Here is a 16,266-nt window from a genome sequence, read left to right on the forward strand (position 1 = left end):
TTTTACATCTTATATATACTATTCCAATATAAGAATGTAACTCATCTTACTTTCAGCATAATGGATTTCGCAAAGGGTTGCAAAAAAACTGCTTTCTGATGTATGGATAAAGAAAAATATTGAAAAAAAAGTTAGTTTTCTAGTAACTAATATCCGTATCGTTCTCCTTTTTTCAGATCTAACAGATGATTGTTAATCGAAACGGTATTTTCATTTTCCCACTTAACCTCTACATTTTCGATATTATCTTGATAATAGATTCTCTTTTTAAACCAAAGTGGACCGTTTAATTCTCCCCTAACTCCAAATGACCCCATTGCCCCGGCATCATATCGGTAAAAATCTATTGTGTTCGTTCCTTCAGGAGATTGTACTGTTTCCAAATGCTTGTTTGCTCCAAACCCAGAGGCAAATAATACAAACATGGTTGCAAGTAAGAATGCAATGGAAAGGCTGGCGGATAAAATGACCGTTAACCAACTTCTTGTCTTTGAGCGCCTATTTCTTTTATCTTTAAAACCAATAATAGCGAAAATAAAGGCTACTACACTAAATATAAGTAAAATATAATTTGGAGGTGCAATCAACCAAGTGTTGTTAATATTTGAATACAAGGAATAAGCTCCTAAGACTAAACAAACAAGTATTAAATATAGTGACCATACATTATAGCTCTTTTCCATAAAGCTCCCCCTATTTAAAATGTTCATCCATGCTATCTATTCATTTGTTAAATTTTCAAGTCTAATTCCGATCTAAAAAAAGCAGAACATAACTACCTGCGCCAACAAAAATAGCTAGTTTAATAGTGAAAAACATCCAAAATTCAAATGTTGTTAGTTTTCTTTGCTTTTTATTCCTTTTTAAATGCCAATAATAGAAAAAAGTGCATAGTAGTAGCAATACCACCGATAATTGATTGATTGTTTCTAATAGATTGATCATCATAAACACCTCTAACTAGTTGTTTAGATTTTACGGTTAGATATGTATGCTTTTATGAAAAAAACTTATTTTTTTATTGTATTTTACTTCGCTTCAAATGCCTATACAGATGGTCACTACCAATCAAAATTAAAATCCCCATCGCAACATTATTAACTATCATTTTGAAAGGATGAAGTCCTTCTAAATTATTAATCACCATTGCTGATAATATCAGTGTAAGAACAACGAAGTTTAAAATTTTGTTTTTCATAAGTAATTCACCCTCTTATTAAATCATTATCTTTAAATACTCCGGTTCCATTTTTACCTTTTGGCATATATTTTGTAAAAAAGGCTGCCATAATTAATAGAAAAACATTGATTAGCCAAACGGTAAGCCCTGTATACTTTAACCAATAAGCTAATAAACTGAATATACTTATAAGAAAAAAGCAAATATGTGTTAAAGCACTTTTAATTCCCGTTATTCCTGTATTTTTCCTCTTTTTAATTACGATAATTAGCGAAGAAACAAGAACGGTTATTAATATTAGTGATAAAATAGTCTTCAACCAATAGCATGCTCATACCTTTTCTATTTGTTATCTATTTATACGTTTTAGAACGTAATTAAGTTTCACGCAAAAAAAGCCAAGCCTTATCAACGATCAGAATTTATTATTTAATAGCTGGCTTTCTTACAATAAAAGTAACAGCATTTATTTTTAGCAATACTACCTTTTCATCACGGACAATTGTATATTCCAACGGTTTAACTACTTGGGACAACATTTCCCACCCTCTATAGATTCTATTTAGTGTATGTATCATATCTTCCGTTTTCTTATTTATTTCCATCATTGCATCTAACTTTTTATTCGTTGCCAGTTCGATTTCTTCTATCTCAGAATTAACAATCAAGCAGTTTATTCCATCATTTTTTGTTCCGACTGCCATCTGTTTCAATACATCTTCAAAAACCTCATCTGATTCGACGTGCTCCAAAGTGGACACAGCAACAATGAGATCAAATTCATTTTCATCGATTACATAATGGCCAATATCTGCCTTTCTCATTTCAATGATTCCTTCAACCTTATATTCTTTGCTATACCGTTTCAATTTTTCTAAAGCGGAATCTAATAGATCAACACAAATGACTTTCCCGTTCTTACCTTTAATTCTTGCGCAATGGGAATACTGTTTCTCCCGACAGCTGAACCTAAATCCAGTACCCGCATATTTTCTGTATTAGGAAAAAATCTAAAACAACTTTTACCGGCTTATATAACCACGATCCTTCTTCAAACAACTTATAATTTTCATAAAAATAATCATGGTATTTCTTTTCTTCTTTTCGGATTAAATCTAATCTAGACACATATAGCCCTCCATTCTTCTAATAACTTTCTCCATATACAGCTAATATTCAGAGTAAAATCCGCCTCTAGTCTTTTATTTAAATCCTCCCGCAACATACTGATAATTCAGATTTCTTTTAAACCCATCTTCCCAAATTTATTTAAAGTGGCAATCTTTGGCTTACTTTTAGCTATTACACTTAAATCTCCCTCATTAAATACGACAGCAACACCATCAGGAAGTAGTATATAAGTTTGTTGATTTTTCTTTAAACAAGCTTCTATTAATAGATCATCTTTAGTGGAGTAATGGCACCATATTGAATAATTTGCAACTAAATTTAATCCTGCATATACATAAAACGAGTAATTTTCACCACAAGAATGTAAAATATTATTTTTTCCAAGCACTATTGCCCCAGCACTTTGACCATATATTGTACCGCCGTTGTGAAAATATAAGCTTAGTAATTGATCAAAACCAGATTCCTTAAGATCATTTAATAAAGAAAGAGTGTTTCCTCCACCGATATAAACTGCTGAAAACTCGTTTAATTCTTCTATTGTTTTCCCATTGATATCTGTCCACATTGTTATATTATGGATTCCCAAAGGACGAAACATTTTCTCTATATAGACTAAACTAGATTCATATGTTCTTACTTTCAAGTCTCCTGCTATAGGTAGATATAATAACGGTTTGTCCTTATTGATCAATTGCACAAAATACTGATTAATTTCAAAGGTCTGTTTTAAATCTCCACCACCGGACAATATTATAATCCCCATAAATTTTGCTTCTCCTTAAAATAAAAATATTCTATCTTACAATGATAGTAATTAATTGATATATCTAAAAAATCTTTTTTATCTGATTCAATGAAAGTACCGCATACTTTCTCCCATTCTTTCCAAATATTCATTTTCTGGTTGCGAATATATTAATTCTCGTTTTGATAATGCTCTAATGCACCATCACCATTTTTTATGTAATATTCTCCATTACTATTTCTTTTCCTATTTTTATTTTAATAGAAATGACATGAATTATAAATGGAAGAATGGGTACTGGCTGATTTAAGTAATAGGATATGTTATTATTCAATGTTAATTTCTAGTAACGGGAGAACAAATGAGCGGAGAAATACTGATTAACTAATTAAAAAAGTCGAAATCCAAAGATTTGGCTACAATAATGGAAAAACCATCTTCATTTCTTTATAAAAGCTAAACTTCTCGGCTTTTTTAACGGCTTTACAGAGATAGGAAAAATGGCAATTGTGAATGGAAGAATACACAACAAATAATATAATACCTGGAATCAAGCTTACTGTTACAAATCCAATTCATAATATTTAAATGAAGCCACATACTAAAAACGGAGGTGAAAAATATGAAAACGAAGGATAATTTTTTAGAAGGCGCTAAAATCACGGACGATGCTCATACATATGGGCCGACTAATGGGGGGAGTGAAAAACACCATTCTCCTCAATCTGTTCCAAATAAGGAAGCAGCTAAATCAGGCAAACAACAGTAATAGAACACAATCATCTATGGAAAAGAAAGCATGATCAAGAATGATTATGCTTTCTTTTTCCATTGTTATCGTAGGAATAATTCGATCTTCCATTACACATATCTCTTACTTTTCAATCATTGACAGCAATACTTTTTCCATTTCTTCTTTAGACATTGTATCTGCAGTTAAGATGATTTTATATCCTTTTTCAGGTACTATTACCCTCATCCCAACAAACGGCCATTCATCACTAGGGGAAACATAATCCACCTGAAATCCATTTATAAAATAAGAATCAGGCTGTTCAAAAAAACCGGACTCTTCCATTTCTAAATCAGCTTTTTGATTTACATTTAGCTGTTGGGTTGAAATTCTAGACGCGCCATCGCTATATTCTAATGAAACAATCGGTTCTTCCCCTTCCTTATATATAGCAAAGCTTTCATCTACTTGTTTATATCCTTCTGGTAGATAAGTAGGTTTTATAATAGGAAAACTTGCGAATACCTGTGCTTCCTTAAGAGCAAATTTCTGTTCATAAGTACTTTGTAATTCTTTAATTTCATGTAGTCTTTTAGCTTCTTTGCTATCTGGCTGTCGATTTTCTTTATTTATCTTTTTCCATGTCTCAGCCTGTTCTGTATACAATTGACTATACTGTTTGAATTCTTCGTTGGTTAAATTCTCCTTCGCTATTTGCATGCTGCGCTCAAAGAAATCTAATTCTCCTTGAGTTTCTTCGGGATATGCTTTCATTAGATTCTCTTTCGACCCAAATAGCTGACTAATGAAAGATTGTGCAGCATCTGCCATGTGCGAAGCACCAAAAGCTAGACTCGCTCCAATTATCATTAACGAAGCTACAGATGCAAGTACCCACTTAGGGTAGTTTTTCTTTCGCTTTTCTTCTCTATCTAATTCCTGATCTATTTTTTCGAATGTTTCTTTTTTAAACTTTTCCAGATTCACTTCATGCTTAAAGTACATCTTTGCTAATCTTAATTCTTTTTCTTCCATTTCCATCCTCCTTCATTCTATTACTTAATAATTGACGACCTCTAGCAAGTCTAGATTTTACTGTGCCAACTTTAAGATATAAAACGTCTGCTATTTGCTGAATCGATAGCTCTTCAAAATAGAAAAGTGTAATAGGCAAACTATAAGGTTTCGGTAAATCATAGACAGCATTATGTATTTCTTCTTCCTGTACACTTCGGAGATAGGAGTCTTCACTGCTTTCTTGATTCATTTCCGGTAAAAAATCAGATATAACTTCTCGCCAAGATTTTCGAAACGAACTATTGCATTCATTTATTACAATTCTCGCCAGCCAAGAGAATGGCTCTTCCTTATTCTTTAATTGATCCATCGAATAAAATGCCTTAACAAATGCTTCTTGTACTTGATCTTCTGCTTTTAACCAATCTTTCGTGTATGTATATGCAAGCCTAACAAGACGTTGCGTATACTGGTCTATCCATAACTCTAGAACTTCTTTCTTATCCAAGAATTAACCTCCTTATTCAATATCTAGTTGACGTCTTTCATATGTAAGATGTCTTTTCTTTAGGAAAGGTTCCCATTTTTTAAAAATAAAATCTCGCATCTATCATAATACTAATTCCCTTTATCAATATTTTCCATTATAATTCAACTTACAAATATATACATAGGGAGAGTGTAGAAATGGAATCTTTTCAAAATGGAAAAGACAATTGGAATGCGGATTTATATGATGATAAGCATTCGTTTGTTTCAAAATTTGGAAATAATTTAGTAGAGTTGTTAGATCCAAAGCCTGGCGAAACGATCCTCGATCTTGGCTGTGGAACGGGTGATTTAACGAATACCATCCATAATTTTGGTGCTGAGACTTTAGGTATCGATAAATCGGAAAATATGGTGAAGAAAGCATTCAATAAATATCCTCATTTAAAATTCTTGGTTCAAGATGCAACAAGCTTACATTTTCCTAGCGAATTTGATGCAGTATTTTCTAATGCGACTCTGCATTGGGTACACCCTCCTGTCAAAGCATTAGAAGGAATCTATCAAAGTTTAAAAAAAGGAGGAAGATTTGTTGCCGAATTTGGTGGCAAAGGGAATGTTCAAATAATAACAGATGAAATAATACGTCAAATAAAAGGAGCAGGATTTCCGTTTAGCGAAGAACAATTCCCCTGGTTTTATCCAAGTATTGGGGAGTATTCACATTTAATGGAAAAAGTCGGATTTAGGGTTACCTTTGCGCAACACTATGATCGACCGACTCCATTAGATGGAGACAATGGCTTGAGGAATTGGATTACTATGTTTGGAGATCTTCTGTTTCATGGTATTTCTATAGATGCTAAGACCGAAATCATTTCAAAGGTTGAAGAAAATGTAAAAGATAGATTATATATAAAAGGAAAATGGATGGCAGACTATAAAAGGCTCCGATTGATTGGTGTGAAAGAATAATAGGGAATCAATTAAAAAACAGATTTCATTTAAAGATAGACTAAAATAAAACGAAAATGGAGATGTATTCATGGCAACAATTGAAGACTTTTTAAAATTGGATATCCGTGTTGGCACTATTATAAAAGCAGAACTTTTTCCAGAAGCACGTAAGCCTGCTATAAAATTAGATATTGACTTTGGAGAAATTGGCATTAAACATTCTTCTGCACAAATTACACAACGATATACACCAGAAGCACTTATTGGTAGCCAAGTAGTTGCAGTGGTAAACTTCCCAGCACGACGTATAGCTGGTTTTAAATCTGAAGTATTGGTAATTGGAGGTGTCCCGGAAGAAGGTGATGTGGTACTTTTAAAACCAGACGTGCCTGTAAAAAACGGAACACCGATAGAGTGAAGATTCAAATAAAAATGGTAAAGACCGCTTGAACAAGTCGGTCTTCTTTTTACTGAATATACTGTTATTTCAATATACTTAAGGTAGATATTTGAATAGTTATACTAAATTTGCCCTTTCATAGAACTCAATCGGACCTGCTTCGTCAATAATGATAGATTCATAGCCCATTTCCTTCATCTCATTTAAACATAAATGCAGCAAAGTATATCCAATACCTTGTGCTCGATTAGAAAGAGCGACTCCCATTGGTCCAAATAATCCCTTTTTTCTTCCTACTACATCAAAGCAAGCAAAACCAATTATGCTTGTATTATCGAATGCAATAAAAATAGGAATTTCGTTCATAAATAAACCATTTTCGATTGCTTCCATCCATCCATTTCCAAATTCCATATTCACAAAGCGTTTTAATAAAGCAACATCTTTTCTTGTTGCTTTTCTATACGTAATTTGCTTGATGGTGGATGTGGAAAAGAATACTCTTTTAATGAAACAGTCAAATTCCTTGGATAAGCAACTATTTCTAGGATACTAGCTATATCAAACGCTTCAAATATTGCACTTGTTAATTGGTCATTACTTTCCAATATCCCCTCAAACAAATGTCCTTCATTTATATAAATCTGCTTAAATCTATTCATTCGATTACTTGCAAACTCAAAAATATTTTTCGTAGAATGAGAAATATTTACTTGAAAATGTTCAAACGGAATTCCTTGTTCGTTTTCCCTTACACTTGGATTCTTTAATTGTTCCCTTACTTTAACTATAAGATCGGGACATGTATTATGTATTTCAGCACACACTCCTGTTTTTTCATGCAAAATACCAAATAACAGATGAATGGGGTACATAATCGTATTTGTCCTACTAGCTTGCTTTTCTGCTTGATGTAGAATTCTTAAAGATCGTTCTGTGAATTTCAATACCCTCTTCCCTCTCTCAATCGTTTCTTTTTCTATTTTTAAGAAAGCTTCTTTGATAAATCCATCATATTATCAAAGCCCAGCTGTTCATAAACCGTTCGTCCAGTAGAACTGGACCATAATCTTGCTCGTTTTGCGCCTTTTTGTTTTAGCCATAAACAAACTTCATCTACTAACTGAGAAGCTAAACCATTTTTCCGATATTCTTTCATCGTATATACCGCTATCACCCAGCCAAAGAGACTTTGTTCTTCTGCAAGTGGAAAGGCATACTCTGTTCTAATTAAACCGCCTGCACAAGCAACAATCTTTTCATCGTCGTTATCTAAAGCAACTCTAAACATTAAATTGCCTAATTCAAATTCCTTTAGAAATATGTTTTTCACTTCTTCAATCCGCCGAAGATTTGGCTTTGGTATTCCATCTATTTCTCCCATTTCACAAGCCATTTTATACCAGTAGTCTGTCATAATACTCAGCTCGTCATAAGTAGCCCATCTTGTTTCAAACATAGTTAACCTCCTAATTAATATTATTTATAAAAGGAATAGGAATAATCCAATAATGGCAATTACCAAATAACATATTGTTCCGATAGCTTTCACTTTGCGATTCACATCTGTTTTTTTCTCTAAATTATGTGTATAGTCATACATAACCCATAAAGAAATTAACGGAATAATTCCTACCAAATAATTATCTATATGAACGATTATATACACTGCCACTATTGCAAATGCACTATTATATAATATCGTTCTCAATCTCTTCCCTCCTAAATTAATTACTGCTTCGTATTAAAGCATTTTTCACAAATTAATTTCCCTTCATAATGTATATAAGCTTTTATTTCCGTCATCCCTTTTCGCTTTGGATAGAGCATTTTCACAAAAACAACTTCATTCCCTTTAATATGTTTGCCACAATAGGAACATTGGGGTTTTAGTTTAAACATCGCTGTTCCTCCCTATATAATTTATCTACTATTTACTACGGACAATAGCTATTAAAAGTTCCGTTTATCCCCATTTAGACTAAGCTCAAATGAAAAATGCAGACACATATGTTACATTTAAGTTATTAGAATTCAAATTATTCAATCAATGAAAATTTCTGTAGGAGGTGATTATATATTGCTTTTACTTATAGCAATTGTATCGATCGTTATATGGTGTACGCTATCTCGAGAGCTTGTAAAAACTTCAGAGGAGAAGAATAAATTAAAAAACAAGCGTAAAGTCATAACTTTAATGTCTGCCGGTACCTTATCAACCATTATTCTGACTATCTCCCTTTTTCAAAATTTCCAATTTTAAAATCCGCTTTACACAGAACTTCCAAAGTTACGGGAGTTCTCTTTTTTTGTCAAACTATAGGCAAAAAAGCATTACCACATATTGCAGCAATGCTTTAATTAGCCATTTTATGAATTATTCTTTCACTACATAATGAAGCTCTACAAACTGATTAAAGGTTCTTAATCTTTTCAAAGAAAGGTCTAATTGATAATCCCCCTCTTTAAATAACGGAATTCCATTGCCTAGAATAGTTGGAGCTATTGTTACAATGATTTCATCAACCAATTTTTCTTTCATAAAAGAATATAATAGTTCTCCTCCACCAACAATCCAAATCGATTTTCCCTCTTCGCTTTTTAGCTTATCAGCAAATTTAGTGACATCTTCATTAACAAATTTTACATACTCTGTATCCTCAATAGAAGACTTTGTATATACATAACAGTTTTTGTTTTTATATGGAAATTCCCCTCCTTCTTGGTTCATAATCCAATCATAAGTCCTTTTACCAAGCAAAATGGTATCCACAGTTTCATAAAACTCGCTAATTCCGTTATCCCCTTCCCCTTCTACTTTGAATAGCCATTCAAGAGAGTCGTCTTTCGTCGCAATATATCCATCTAAGCTTGAGGCAATAAATAATACTAATTTTCGTTTTTCACTCATAAATTCCCCTTCAATAATGACGCCTTTTCATAAATAGTAGAATTAAATGTCTTTTTCCATCAAAACATTCGTAGTCTCATACCCTACTTTCTCATATAATCCTCGGGCTACTAGATTATGACCAAAAACATGGAGACCTATTTTTTTCAATCCGACCTCCTGCCCAACCATCTCTATTTGCTTTAGTGCTTCTTTGGCATAGCCATTCCCTTGGTATTTTTCTCTTATATGTATATCATAGATAAACCCTAGTTTTTCAGACTTTTGTGCGAGCCAAATAACGCCAACTGACTCGTCATCCTTTCGAATCGTGTATAAGAAATTCCGCTCCGTCTTTTCTCCTTGCGGCAAAAGTTTTGCATATTCCTCTTCCGCTTTTCTTATGGATTCTTCCTGCTTCCAATTTCCTGACAAAACTTTTTCTTGTGCATAGGTTTTAATTGCAGAAGATAGATATGTTTTATATTCATCAGAATTGATTAAATCTAATTTAATCATTGCTTATCACTCCCCCTTCACTTTTTATTCTAGTTTTTAACAATCAATTCCTGCTTTACCTAGCTTGGAAAAAATTTAAATAAGGAAAAAGCGATCCTTCCTCATGAAAGAATCGCTCCGTCTGTTATATAGCAACAGAAATTATTTTTCCGATGTCTCTGTATTTTTGCGATTTTTAACACCTTTACTCGTGTAAGGCTTGTTACTCTTTTTTTTGTTTGCACTAGCTTGCCAACGATTCCAGCCCTTCTTATCTGTTCCTCTGCCTGTTCCGCCCTTACCTTTTGCTTTACTCATAGAATCAACTCCGATTTTCTTGTCCATTTACGTATCTATCATTAGTTAGTCTTATCCTTTTATTATGGTAAAAAAACATACATAATGAACTATAAGTATATAACAAGGAGTTAATGTTTGAAACAATTAATAATTTTTGTATATGATAATAAACTTTTTTTCTTCCACCAACCATAACATATTACAAAAGAAGCACTATTCTTTCTTAGATTAAGCACTCGTTCCTTTATACTTCACTATTGTTTTTCTTTCCAGCAATTACAACTCTATATACATCATAAGTAGTAAACACAACCACTATTCCCCAAAAAAAGATACTGCTACCAATCGAATTATCACTAAATAAGACAATAAGGACGACAATCCAAAAACCGACCAATGAAACTATTCTGTTAACCATTTCAGATTTAAACATTTTTTTCACACCTTTTTGATCATTATGAATACTTATATTAGCTGCTATTCGCCTTATATTTTATACGTTTGTTGAACAAATAGGTTTCAAAATGTTTGTTCGAATTTTCATTATCCACTTTTAATTAAATTTGCCAATTGTAAAATCATGAATAATCTCGACCACTTCAATTTTTCCATTGATCAAAAGCGCAGGTAGCTCATTTTTCTCGTTTCCTTTCCAATATTGCCGAGCCTGTTCTATTTTTTTGTGGAAAGGTGCAGCCTCTATAGTTGGCAATAGTTCCCCATCTCCTTCAAAATAATTCCCCATCACACGAAGCTTAACAATCTGTAATACATTGCGGTTATAGGAATCAAATAATGCTTTCCATTTTAGAACTTCATCATAACTTTTCGCAGCATATAAACAAGCCAGCCTGGAAGGATAATCTGGATATTCCTGTAGCCTAACCATTTCGGTTATTACTTCTCTAATCGCTCTCATTGTATGCCCCGCATACTGAACAACAACTTCGGCATTTTCTTTATCTAAGTGTAAGCCTTCTTCTGAATAATAATCATTTAAAAGTTGCATACAATCATTGTTTTGATCATTTAAATGTTCTCTTTCAAAAAGAAATGATATAAAGTGTTTTTTTGGTGTTTTTCAAAGTTAATGACCTGTCCATGCGTCATTTTTTTATTTGTGACAAGATGATAGGCAGTAAATTCTTTCATGTCTCCTCCTCCTGTTTAAGACAAATTAGTATCATCAGAAAACAATTACCACTTTTTAGTTTCTTTCTCCCTTTTCAATGATTCTAGAATTTCCTTGTTTTGCTTCGTTACTTTTCCTAGTTTTACTTCTATTGATAGACAAGTAATAACTACTATAACTATTCCAATCGATATGATAAATATCATATATACACTGCTTTTTTCTTTATATTATTTTACTCATCTACTATATGCTAAAAAGAAATGTATATCCCCTCAAAGGACAACCTTTGTAAAATGTTCAACTATTGGAAAGGGATCATAAAAATGATGTAGCTGCTTTTTCCAATCCTGATATTCATTCGATTGTCTTAATACGAACGCACTGGAGATATTAGATGAAGATACATATTATTTCCAACAGGTTCTATTAATACCGGTCTCATAGAACCTCCAAAACTTATTCTTACATCTTCTTCCATTATTACATTTAAAGCCTCCGTTAGAAAGCTTCCATCTAAAGAGATACTTAATTCTGTCTCTCCATCAAGCTTTTTTATAATTTGTGTTTCCTCTATTTTTCCTATCTCAGAAATGTTTGAGGTGATTTTTAATTTTGAAGCCTCTTTTATTTCCAAATAGACATTATTATTCTTCCATTCACTTGCGAATAGGCAAGCTCGGTCTATTCCTCTTAATAGCTGCTTTGTGTTAACTATAATTATTGTCTTTGCATTGTTGGAGAATAATCCTGAGATATTTGGATAGTTTCCTTCTATTAATCTGGAATAAAGAGAGGTAGTATTCGATTTAAATACAATATAACTGTCTGATACACAAATATCGATAATTTTAGTTTCATTATGTAATAATTTTCTAAGTTCCTTGAGGCTTTTACTTGGAACAATAAATGAACCACTTAAAGTAGAATCGATTGTAAGCTCTCTACAAGCTAAGCGATGAGAATTAGTGGCCACAAATGTTAGTTTACTTTCTTTAAATATCATATTAACGCCAGTGAACACTGGTCTTGCTTCACTTTTTGATACTGCAAAAGCTGTCTGTTTAATCATATCTAATAAATCTTTACTTTGAATTTTAATATGTCTCTTTTCATCTATTTGTGGAAGTCTTGGATATTCGTCTGCATGGTAACCATTAAGAGCTGTAATAATTTCCTCCGCTTTCAGGGTAGCAATTTGCTTCTTGTTTACTGTTAGATGGATTTTATCCGGTAACTTTCTCACTAGTTCACTTAAATATTTGGCAGATAATACGACACTGCCAATCTCCTTTACTTCTAACACATTGACTCCATCCATTTCCAAAGGAATCACTTTTTCAATAATAATATCTGCGTTACTTCCTATAACAATTACAGATTCTTTATTTGCGATAATTTTTATGCCTGAAAGAATAGGAAAAGGGGTATTCTGTGATACTGCTTTATTTACATCTGCTATCGCTCTGTTAAAGGTTTCACTATCAATAATAAATTCCATTATATTCAACACTCCAAAATAATTGATAAATAAACAATTCGACATTTATTGCCAATTTCCTTGTTCTTTCTTCCCTCTCACATTACCTTTCAAAAAAAACGAATAATAAAAACTACCAAACTGGTAGTTATAATCTTGTAACAATCAAATTCTATTTTTTAAAACATCTAAATGAAGAGGATAGGTGCTATATGCGACTATTTTATTTTTGTATTTTTTCACAATATCTACATGATCGTGATAACTATTTAAGAATAATTTTATATTCTTATTTCCTTTTTTCGTATGAATAATGAGGGAATACTCAGCATTATTTGGATTGAGGTATGTTTCTTCACTTCCTGGATATAGACTATATTTTTCCCTGACAATCGCTTCATTAAATAGTTTTATTATCGTCTCTTTATTCTCCCCATCTACCTTCCTCTCGTTGTAGATGATTTCCGTCTCCAAATCATTAAGTTTTAAATGCATCTTATATTTATCCAAAAGCCAATCTACCACTCCAGTTGGTAAGCACGTCATTAAAACTTTTATCATACAAAATAGGGCTAATGCTATGATAGAAATCCAGGTCATTCTCATTCACTCCATACTTATTCAATTAACATTTCTACGATATTAATATTACTAAATTTCTCATTCACATTGACCATCCAATTATCATATAAATTGACCATCCACTTTCAAATTATGCTGACTTCTCTATAAAAAATGATGCAAAGTTGTTTTGCATCTCATCTGTATTATTCTCTACTGGACTTTATTGCTTCTGCAAACCTTCTTATCCCCTCATCAATATTGGTTTCTTTTTCTTTCGCATAAGTAAATCGAACATAATGAGAGTTGGAACCCATAGTGGAGCCTGGTGCATAAATAACCCCATTTTTTAGCGACTCCTCCAATAAACGGTTTTCGTTGACTTCATTTATTATTTTACACCACAAATGAATCCCGCCAGTTGGAATGATGAATTCTACTTTTCCTTTTAAATAGGTATCTAAACTTTCGATGATTTGATTTCTTCTACTTTCGAGTTGTTTAATTAAATGATTTAAATGGGATACAAACGAAGGCGATTCTAGAAAATCGTTTGCTATCCATTGGGAATAACTCGAATGTCCAAAATCAACCTGTTGCTTAGCATCGGATAATCTTTCAATCACTGGCTTTGGACCAATAATCCAGCCAATTCGAAGTCCAGAAGCAACAATTTTAGAGAGCGAGCTAATATATAAAACATTCCCATTTTCATCCATCGATTTCAGCGGAAAGACCGGTTTTCCAGAAAAAGAGGTTAAACTATATGGATCATCCTCTACTACTGGTATGCCATATAGGGAAGAAATTTCTAAAATCTCCTTCCTCCTTTTTTGACTGAGGGAAATGCCAGTTGGGTTTTGGAATGCTGGGTTTAGAAATATCATTCTAATCCTGTGCTTTCTATGTAACGAGATTAAATCATCAGGTTTTATGCCGTTTTCATCTGCTGTCAATAAATAGCTTTTAACTCCTGCTGATTCAAATAATGGCAGACTATAATGATAAGAGGGATCCTCAATCGCTACCGCATCCCCGGGTTTAAGCAAACATTGAATGATTAAATGCAAAGCTTGTTGGGCTCCAGATGTAATCAATATAGAAGACGGGTTCGTATGCAAACCACGATATTCCTCCATATGATGGGCAATGGTCTTTCTTAGCACCTCGCTACCTTGTGGATGATCATAGCCTAATGACCCAATATAAGAGCGATCAGAAGTAATTTCCCGTAGCGATTTTAAAGGAAAAAGATCCTCTGAAAGTTCTCCACTAGCTAAATTGATCAAATGATGATCCACCATCTCTTTTCGTATCCGTTGCATGACAGGTACATTAGGCAGAAAAGATCCAGCTTCAATATAGCGATTCCAGCTGGGCACACGCTTTTTGGTTATTCCCCATATATCCTTACTGATTGTTGTTCCACTGCCGCGTTTTCTTTCAATTAATCCATTTGACTCTAACTCATCATAGGCTGCAACTACTGTACTTCTATTCAATTCTAGCAATTTTGCTAAAGTTCTTTCAGATGGCAACGGCTTGTCTAAAGGAAAAGATCCATCTGCGATACCATTTTCAATAAACTCAGCTAGTTGCCTATAAATTGCTTTTTTTATTTGTCGATTAGGTTTCCACTCCATTGCCTCCACACTTCTTTACCTCATATTGCATCCATATAGGACTGCTATCACTGCTATCTAAATTATATTGTTTTCCATTATAACTTAATATTCTCCCTTTAAACAGCTATAGTGCTTTCCTTTTTTCCTATAGAATATTTCCCTACTTTTTACTAATAAAGCTCAATATATTTTCCATCCCCATAAATCTCTTCTCCAGATACCTCTGTCCATTCTTCGGGGGTAAGACTTGTATGCGAGTCTAAATAAGCTTTTACTAAATGATATCCCGCGTTATACCCATAATTCTCAGGAAGTTCGTCCCCTCCATAGATTATTTCATAGGCACGGTATCCATCATAAAAATTCAATTCAGGCTCTACTAGTTCCCAATATTCTGTTAAGAAAGGATAGCTTGGATCTTCATACGAATTACCAGGGTAAACAATGTTTTCAAACATCACTGCTTTTCCTTCTAAAACTAAAATATCCAATACTGTATCAGAGCTTTCTCTATTAAAATAATTTTCCGTCCAAACACTATGATGGTATTCATGTGCTATTCCAACCTTCAAAAATTCTTCATCAAAAAATAACGTGTAAAGAACACTGATTTTCCCTGTTCCTTCGGTTACCATTTGTGGCAAATCAGGATCGTATGGAGTTGGATAAATGCATACATCTGTAGCTTTGTTTGATGGAATATAATTAGCGGATTCTATTAATGCTTCTTTAATAGCATTATTTATTTTTTCCTCATCCATTGTATTTATAATCGCGTTAACAAGTTCCATGTCTTCTGGAGGCTCGACTGAATATGTTTTCCCACTTCTTTCAAAGTATTCCCCATCCTGGTAGCATGCTTCAAAAACCGGTTCAATTACTTCTTCTTCAAATATTTGCTCTTTTGGAATAGTTGAATCCTTTTCTATCCTTTTTTCATAGTTGTCATATAGCTTATAAACATGAATAATATTAAATTCTTGATTTGTTTCAGGATGATTGTACGAATAAATCAACGTTTCATCTAAAGTTTTTTGATCAAATGATATCAGCACTGTACAAAAAAGTAAAACAATAAAAACACCAAATAAACGCATAAAATGTCTCCTCAATAATTACAAAGTC

Annotated in this window: 24 protein-coding genes and 3 pseudogenes; 4 read left to right on the forward strand and 23 right to left on the reverse strand. The window is 32.9% G+C overall.

Annotated elements, in window-relative coordinates; genetic code table 11:
• Positions 1–146 precede the first annotated feature (146 nt).
• The 6 genes and pseudogenes from ACWNMZ_RS15360 to ACWNMZ_RS15385 all read right to left on the reverse strand — a co-directional run bounded on the left by ACWNMZ_RS15360 (position 147) and on the right by ACWNMZ_RS15385 (position 3,077).
• Positions 147–683 (reverse strand): DUF5412 family protein, encoded by a 537-nt coding sequence (locus ACWNMZ_RS15360; RefSeq protein ID WP_251629332.1) that lies wholly within the window; start codon positions 681–683, stop codon positions 147–149.
• Between the two features lie 61 nt (positions 684–744).
• Positions 745–948, reverse strand: coding sequence for a hypothetical protein (locus ACWNMZ_RS15365; RefSeq protein WP_031537855.1), 204 nt, complete (start codon positions 946–948; stop codon positions 745–747).
• Positions 949–1,018: 70 nt separating this feature from the next.
• Positions 1,019–1,198 carry a hypothetical protein gene (locus ACWNMZ_RS15370; protein ID WP_031537854.1) on the reverse strand — a complete coding sequence of 60 codons (180 nt, stop codon included), beginning with the start codon at positions 1,196–1,198 and terminating at the stop codon, positions 1,019–1,021.
• Positions 1,199–1,205: 7 nt separating this feature from the next.
• Positions 1,206–1,499, reverse strand: a complete 294-nt coding sequence (locus tag ACWNMZ_RS15375; protein WP_251629334.1) for a hypothetical protein — start codon at positions 1,497–1,499, stop codon at positions 1,206–1,208.
• Positions 1,500–1,605: 106 nt separating this feature from the next.
• Positions 1,606–2,308, reverse strand: a pseudogene (locus tag ACWNMZ_RS15380) (class I SAM-dependent methyltransferase).
• Positions 2,309–2,414: 106 nt separating this feature from the next.
• Entirely contained in the window at positions 2,415–3,077 is a 663-nt protein-coding gene (locus ACWNMZ_RS15385) for a Type 1 glutamine amidotransferase-like domain-containing protein (RefSeq protein ID WP_441130909.1), read from the reverse strand.
• 604 nt (positions 3,078–3,681) lie between these two features.
• On the opposite strand from ACWNMZ_RS15385, the gene ACWNMZ_RS15390 reads away from it, so the two are divergent.
• Positions 3,682–3,828: a hypothetical protein gene (locus ACWNMZ_RS15390; RefSeq protein WP_155986752.1), complete on the forward strand. Its 147-nt coding sequence runs from the start codon at positions 3,682–3,684 to the stop codon at positions 3,826–3,828.
• Between the two features lie 105 nt (positions 3,829–3,933).
• Here ACWNMZ_RS15390 and ACWNMZ_RS15395 read toward each other — a convergent pair whose 3' ends face one another.
• Positions 3,934–4,827 (reverse strand): DUF4367 domain-containing protein, encoded by an 894-nt coding sequence (locus ACWNMZ_RS15395; protein WP_235251827.1) that lies wholly within the window; start codon positions 4,825–4,827, stop codon positions 3,934–3,936.
• Positions 4,787–5,317 carry a sigma-70 family RNA polymerase sigma factor gene (locus ACWNMZ_RS15400; RefSeq protein ID WP_441130910.1) on the reverse strand — a complete coding sequence of 177 codons (531 nt, stop codon included), beginning with the start codon at positions 5,315–5,317 and terminating at the stop codon, positions 4,787–4,789. The genes ACWNMZ_RS15395 and ACWNMZ_RS15400 overlap by 41 nt, the downstream gene beginning before the upstream one ends.
• A 179-nt stretch (positions 5,318–5,496) precedes the next feature.
• Here ACWNMZ_RS15400 and ACWNMZ_RS15405 point away from each other — a divergent pair, with 179 nt between their 5' ends.
• A complete protein-coding gene (locus ACWNMZ_RS15405) occupies positions 5,497–6,273 on the forward strand; it encodes a class I SAM-dependent methyltransferase (protein WP_235251829.1) in 777 nt (258 codons plus the stop codon).
• A gap of 70 nt (positions 6,274–6,343) precedes the next feature.
• Entirely contained in the window at positions 6,344–6,673 is a 330-nt protein-coding gene (csaA, locus tag ACWNMZ_RS15410; RefSeq protein WP_235251830.1) for a chaperone CsaA, read from the forward strand.
• Positions 6,674–6,772: 99 nt separating this feature from the next.
• On the opposite strand, the gene ACWNMZ_RS15415 is transcribed toward csaA, so the two are convergent.
• The 5 genes from ACWNMZ_RS15415 to ACWNMZ_RS15435 are packed head-to-tail and all read right to left on the reverse strand — an operon-like array spanning position 6,773 to position 8,557.
• Positions 6,773–7,069 carry a GNAT family N-acetyltransferase gene (locus tag ACWNMZ_RS15415; protein WP_449598675.1) on the reverse strand — a complete coding sequence of 99 codons (297 nt, stop codon included), beginning with the start codon at positions 7,067–7,069 and terminating at the stop codon, positions 6,773–6,775.
• A 14-nt stretch (positions 7,070–7,083) separates the two neighbouring features.
• Positions 7,084–7,602: a hypothetical protein gene (locus tag ACWNMZ_RS15420; protein ID WP_449598676.1), complete on the reverse strand. Its 519-nt coding sequence runs from the start codon at positions 7,600–7,602 to the stop codon at positions 7,084–7,086.
• A gap of 38 nt (positions 7,603–7,640) precedes the next feature.
• Entirely contained in the window at positions 7,641–8,114 is a 474-nt protein-coding gene (locus tag ACWNMZ_RS15425) for a GNAT family N-acetyltransferase (RefSeq protein ID WP_031537844.1), read from the reverse strand.
• 24 nt (positions 8,115–8,138) lie between these two features.
• Positions 8,139–8,366, reverse strand: a complete 228-nt coding sequence (locus tag ACWNMZ_RS15430) for a hypothetical protein (RefSeq protein WP_441130911.1) — start codon at positions 8,364–8,366, stop codon at positions 8,139–8,141.
• A gap of 20 nt (positions 8,367–8,386) precedes the next feature.
• On the reverse strand, positions 8,387–8,557 hold the full coding sequence (locus ACWNMZ_RS15435; protein ID WP_031537842.1) for a hypothetical protein: 171 nt from the start codon (positions 8,555–8,557) through the stop codon (positions 8,387–8,389).
• A 148-nt stretch (positions 8,558–8,705) separates the two neighbouring features.
• Between ACWNMZ_RS15435 and ACWNMZ_RS15440 the strand changes: the two genes are divergently transcribed.
• Complete coding sequence (locus ACWNMZ_RS15440; protein WP_441130912.1) at positions 8,706–8,918, forward strand: hypothetical protein; 213 nt, start codon at positions 8,706–8,708, stop codon at positions 8,916–8,918.
• A 114-nt stretch (positions 8,919–9,032) separates the two neighbouring features.
• Here ACWNMZ_RS15440 and ACWNMZ_RS15445 read toward each other — a convergent pair whose 3' ends face one another.
• From ACWNMZ_RS15445 to ACWNMZ_RS15490, 10 genes and pseudogenes are all read right to left on the reverse strand, one after another.
• Entirely contained in the window at positions 9,033–9,566 is a 534-nt protein-coding gene (locus ACWNMZ_RS15445) for a dihydrofolate reductase family protein (RefSeq protein WP_441130913.1), read from the reverse strand.
• A gap of 42 nt (positions 9,567–9,608) precedes the next feature.
• A complete protein-coding gene (locus ACWNMZ_RS15450; protein ID WP_441130914.1) occupies positions 9,609–10,064 on the reverse strand; it encodes a GNAT family N-acetyltransferase in 456 nt (151 codons plus the stop codon).
• Between the two features lie 141 nt (positions 10,065–10,205).
• On the reverse strand, positions 10,206–10,361 hold the full coding sequence (locus tag ACWNMZ_RS15455; RefSeq protein ID WP_235251833.1) for a DUF3934 domain-containing protein: 156 nt from the start codon (positions 10,359–10,361) through the stop codon (positions 10,206–10,208).
• 226 nt (positions 10,362–10,587) lie between these two features.
• Positions 10,588–10,776, reverse strand: a complete 189-nt coding sequence (locus ACWNMZ_RS15460) for a hypothetical protein (protein WP_441130915.1) — start codon at positions 10,774–10,776, stop codon at positions 10,588–10,590.
• A 120-nt stretch (positions 10,777–10,896) separates the two neighbouring features.
• A pseudogene (locus ACWNMZ_RS15465) lies at positions 10,897–11,495 on the reverse strand (DUF2441 domain-containing protein).
• Positions 11,496–11,750: 255 nt separating this feature from the next.
• Positions 11,751–11,846, reverse strand: a pseudogene (locus ACWNMZ_RS15470) (antibiotic biosynthesis monooxygenase); the annotation flags it as partial.
• Positions 11,846–12,976, reverse strand: coding sequence for a DNA polymerase III subunit beta (gene dnaN, locus ACWNMZ_RS15475; protein WP_441130916.1), 1,131 nt, complete (start codon positions 12,974–12,976; stop codon positions 11,846–11,848). The gene dnaN and the pseudogene ACWNMZ_RS15470, both read right to left, overlap by 1 nt.
• Positions 12,977–13,120: 144 nt before the next feature.
• The gene (locus ACWNMZ_RS15480; protein WP_441130917.1) at positions 13,121–13,555 is read right to left on the reverse strand and encodes a YfmQ family protein; all 435 of its coding nucleotides are present in this window, start codon (positions 13,553–13,555) and stop codon (positions 13,121–13,123) included.
• A gap of 167 nt (positions 13,556–13,722) precedes the next feature.
• A complete protein-coding gene (gene pdxR, locus ACWNMZ_RS15485; RefSeq protein WP_441130918.1) occupies positions 13,723–15,159 on the reverse strand; it encodes a MocR-like pyridoxine biosynthesis transcription factor PdxR in 1,437 nt (478 codons plus the stop codon).
• A gap of 152 nt (positions 15,160–15,311) precedes the next feature.
• Positions 15,312–16,238 (reverse strand): DUF2268 domain-containing putative Zn-dependent protease, encoded by a 927-nt coding sequence (locus ACWNMZ_RS15490; RefSeq protein ID WP_441130919.1) that lies wholly within the window; start codon positions 16,236–16,238, stop codon positions 15,312–15,314.
• Positions 16,239–16,266 lie beyond the last annotated feature (28 nt).

The sequence above is a fragment of the Niallia sp. Marseille-Q9988 genome (genome assembly GCF_976954375.1).

Bases quoted from the DNA above. Each gene is read 5' to 3' on its own strand.
- ACWNMZ_RS15360 (WP_251629332.1), bottom strand. From the start codon at position 683: ATGGAAAAGAGCTATAATGTATGGTCACTATATTTAATACTTGTTTGT.
- ACWNMZ_RS15365 (WP_031537855.1), bottom strand. From the start codon at position 948: ATGATGATCAATCTATTAGAAACAATCAATCAATTATCGGTGGTATTG.
- ACWNMZ_RS15370 (WP_031537854.1), bottom strand. From the start codon at position 1,198: ATGAAAAACAAAATTTTAAACTTCGTTGTTCTTACACTGATATTATCA.
- ACWNMZ_RS15385 (WP_441130909.1), bottom strand. From the start codon at position 3,077: ATGGGGATTATAATATTGTCCGGTGGTGGAGATTTAAAACAGACCTTT.
- ACWNMZ_RS15390 (WP_155986752.1), top strand. From the start codon at position 3,682: ATGAAAACGAAGGATAATTTTTTAGAAGGCGCTAAAATCACGGACGAT.
- ACWNMZ_RS15395 (WP_235251827.1), bottom strand. From the start codon at position 4,827: ATGGAAGAAAAAGAATTAAGATTAGCAAAGATGTACTTTAAGCATGAA.
- ACWNMZ_RS15405 (WP_235251829.1), top strand. From the start codon at position 5,497: ATGGAATCTTTTCAAAATGGAAAAGACAATTGGAATGCGGATTTATAT.
- csaA (WP_235251830.1), top strand. From the start codon at position 6,344: ATGGCAACAATTGAAGACTTTTTAAAATTGGATATCCGTGTTGGCACT.
- ACWNMZ_RS15415 (WP_449598675.1), bottom strand. From the start codon at position 7,069: ATGGAATTTGGAAATGGATGGATGGAAGCAATCGAAAATGGTTTATTT.
- ACWNMZ_RS15425 (WP_031537844.1), bottom strand. From the start codon at position 8,114: ATGTTTGAAACAAGATGGGCTACTTATGACGAGCTGAGTATTATGACA.
- ACWNMZ_RS15435 (WP_031537842.1), bottom strand. From the start codon at position 8,557: ATGTTTAAACTAAAACCCCAATGTTCCTATTGTGGCAAACATATTAAA.
- ACWNMZ_RS15440 (WP_441130912.1), top strand. From the start codon at position 8,706: ATGAAAATTTCTGTAGGAGGTGATTATATATTGCTTTTACTTATAGCA.
- ACWNMZ_RS15445 (WP_441130913.1), bottom strand. From the start codon at position 9,566: ATGAGTGAAAAACGAAAATTAGTATTATTTATTGCCTCAAGCTTAGAT.
- ACWNMZ_RS15450 (WP_441130914.1), bottom strand. From the start codon at position 10,064: ATGATTAAATTAGATTTAATCAATTCTGATGAATATAAAACATATCTA.
- ACWNMZ_RS15455 (WP_235251833.1), bottom strand. From the start codon at position 10,361: ATGAGTAAAGCAAAAGGTAAGGGCGGAACAGGCAGAGGAACAGATAAG.
- ACWNMZ_RS15460 (WP_441130915.1), bottom strand. From the start codon at position 10,776: ATGTTTAAATCTGAAATGGTTAACAGAATAGTTTCATTGGTCGGTTTT.
- dnaN (WP_441130916.1), bottom strand. From the start codon at position 12,976: ATGGAATTTATTATTGATAGTGAAACCTTTAACAGAGCGATAGCAGAT.
- ACWNMZ_RS15480 (WP_441130917.1), bottom strand. From the start codon at position 13,555: ATGACCTGGATTTCTATCATAGCATTAGCCCTATTTTGTATGATAAAA.
- pdxR (WP_441130918.1), bottom strand. From the start codon at position 15,159: ATGGAGTGGAAACCTAATCGACAAATAAAAAAAGCAATTTATAGGCAA.
- ACWNMZ_RS15490 (WP_441130919.1), bottom strand. From the start codon at position 16,238: ATGCGTTTATTTGGTGTTTTTATTGTTTTACTTTTTTGTACAGTGCTG.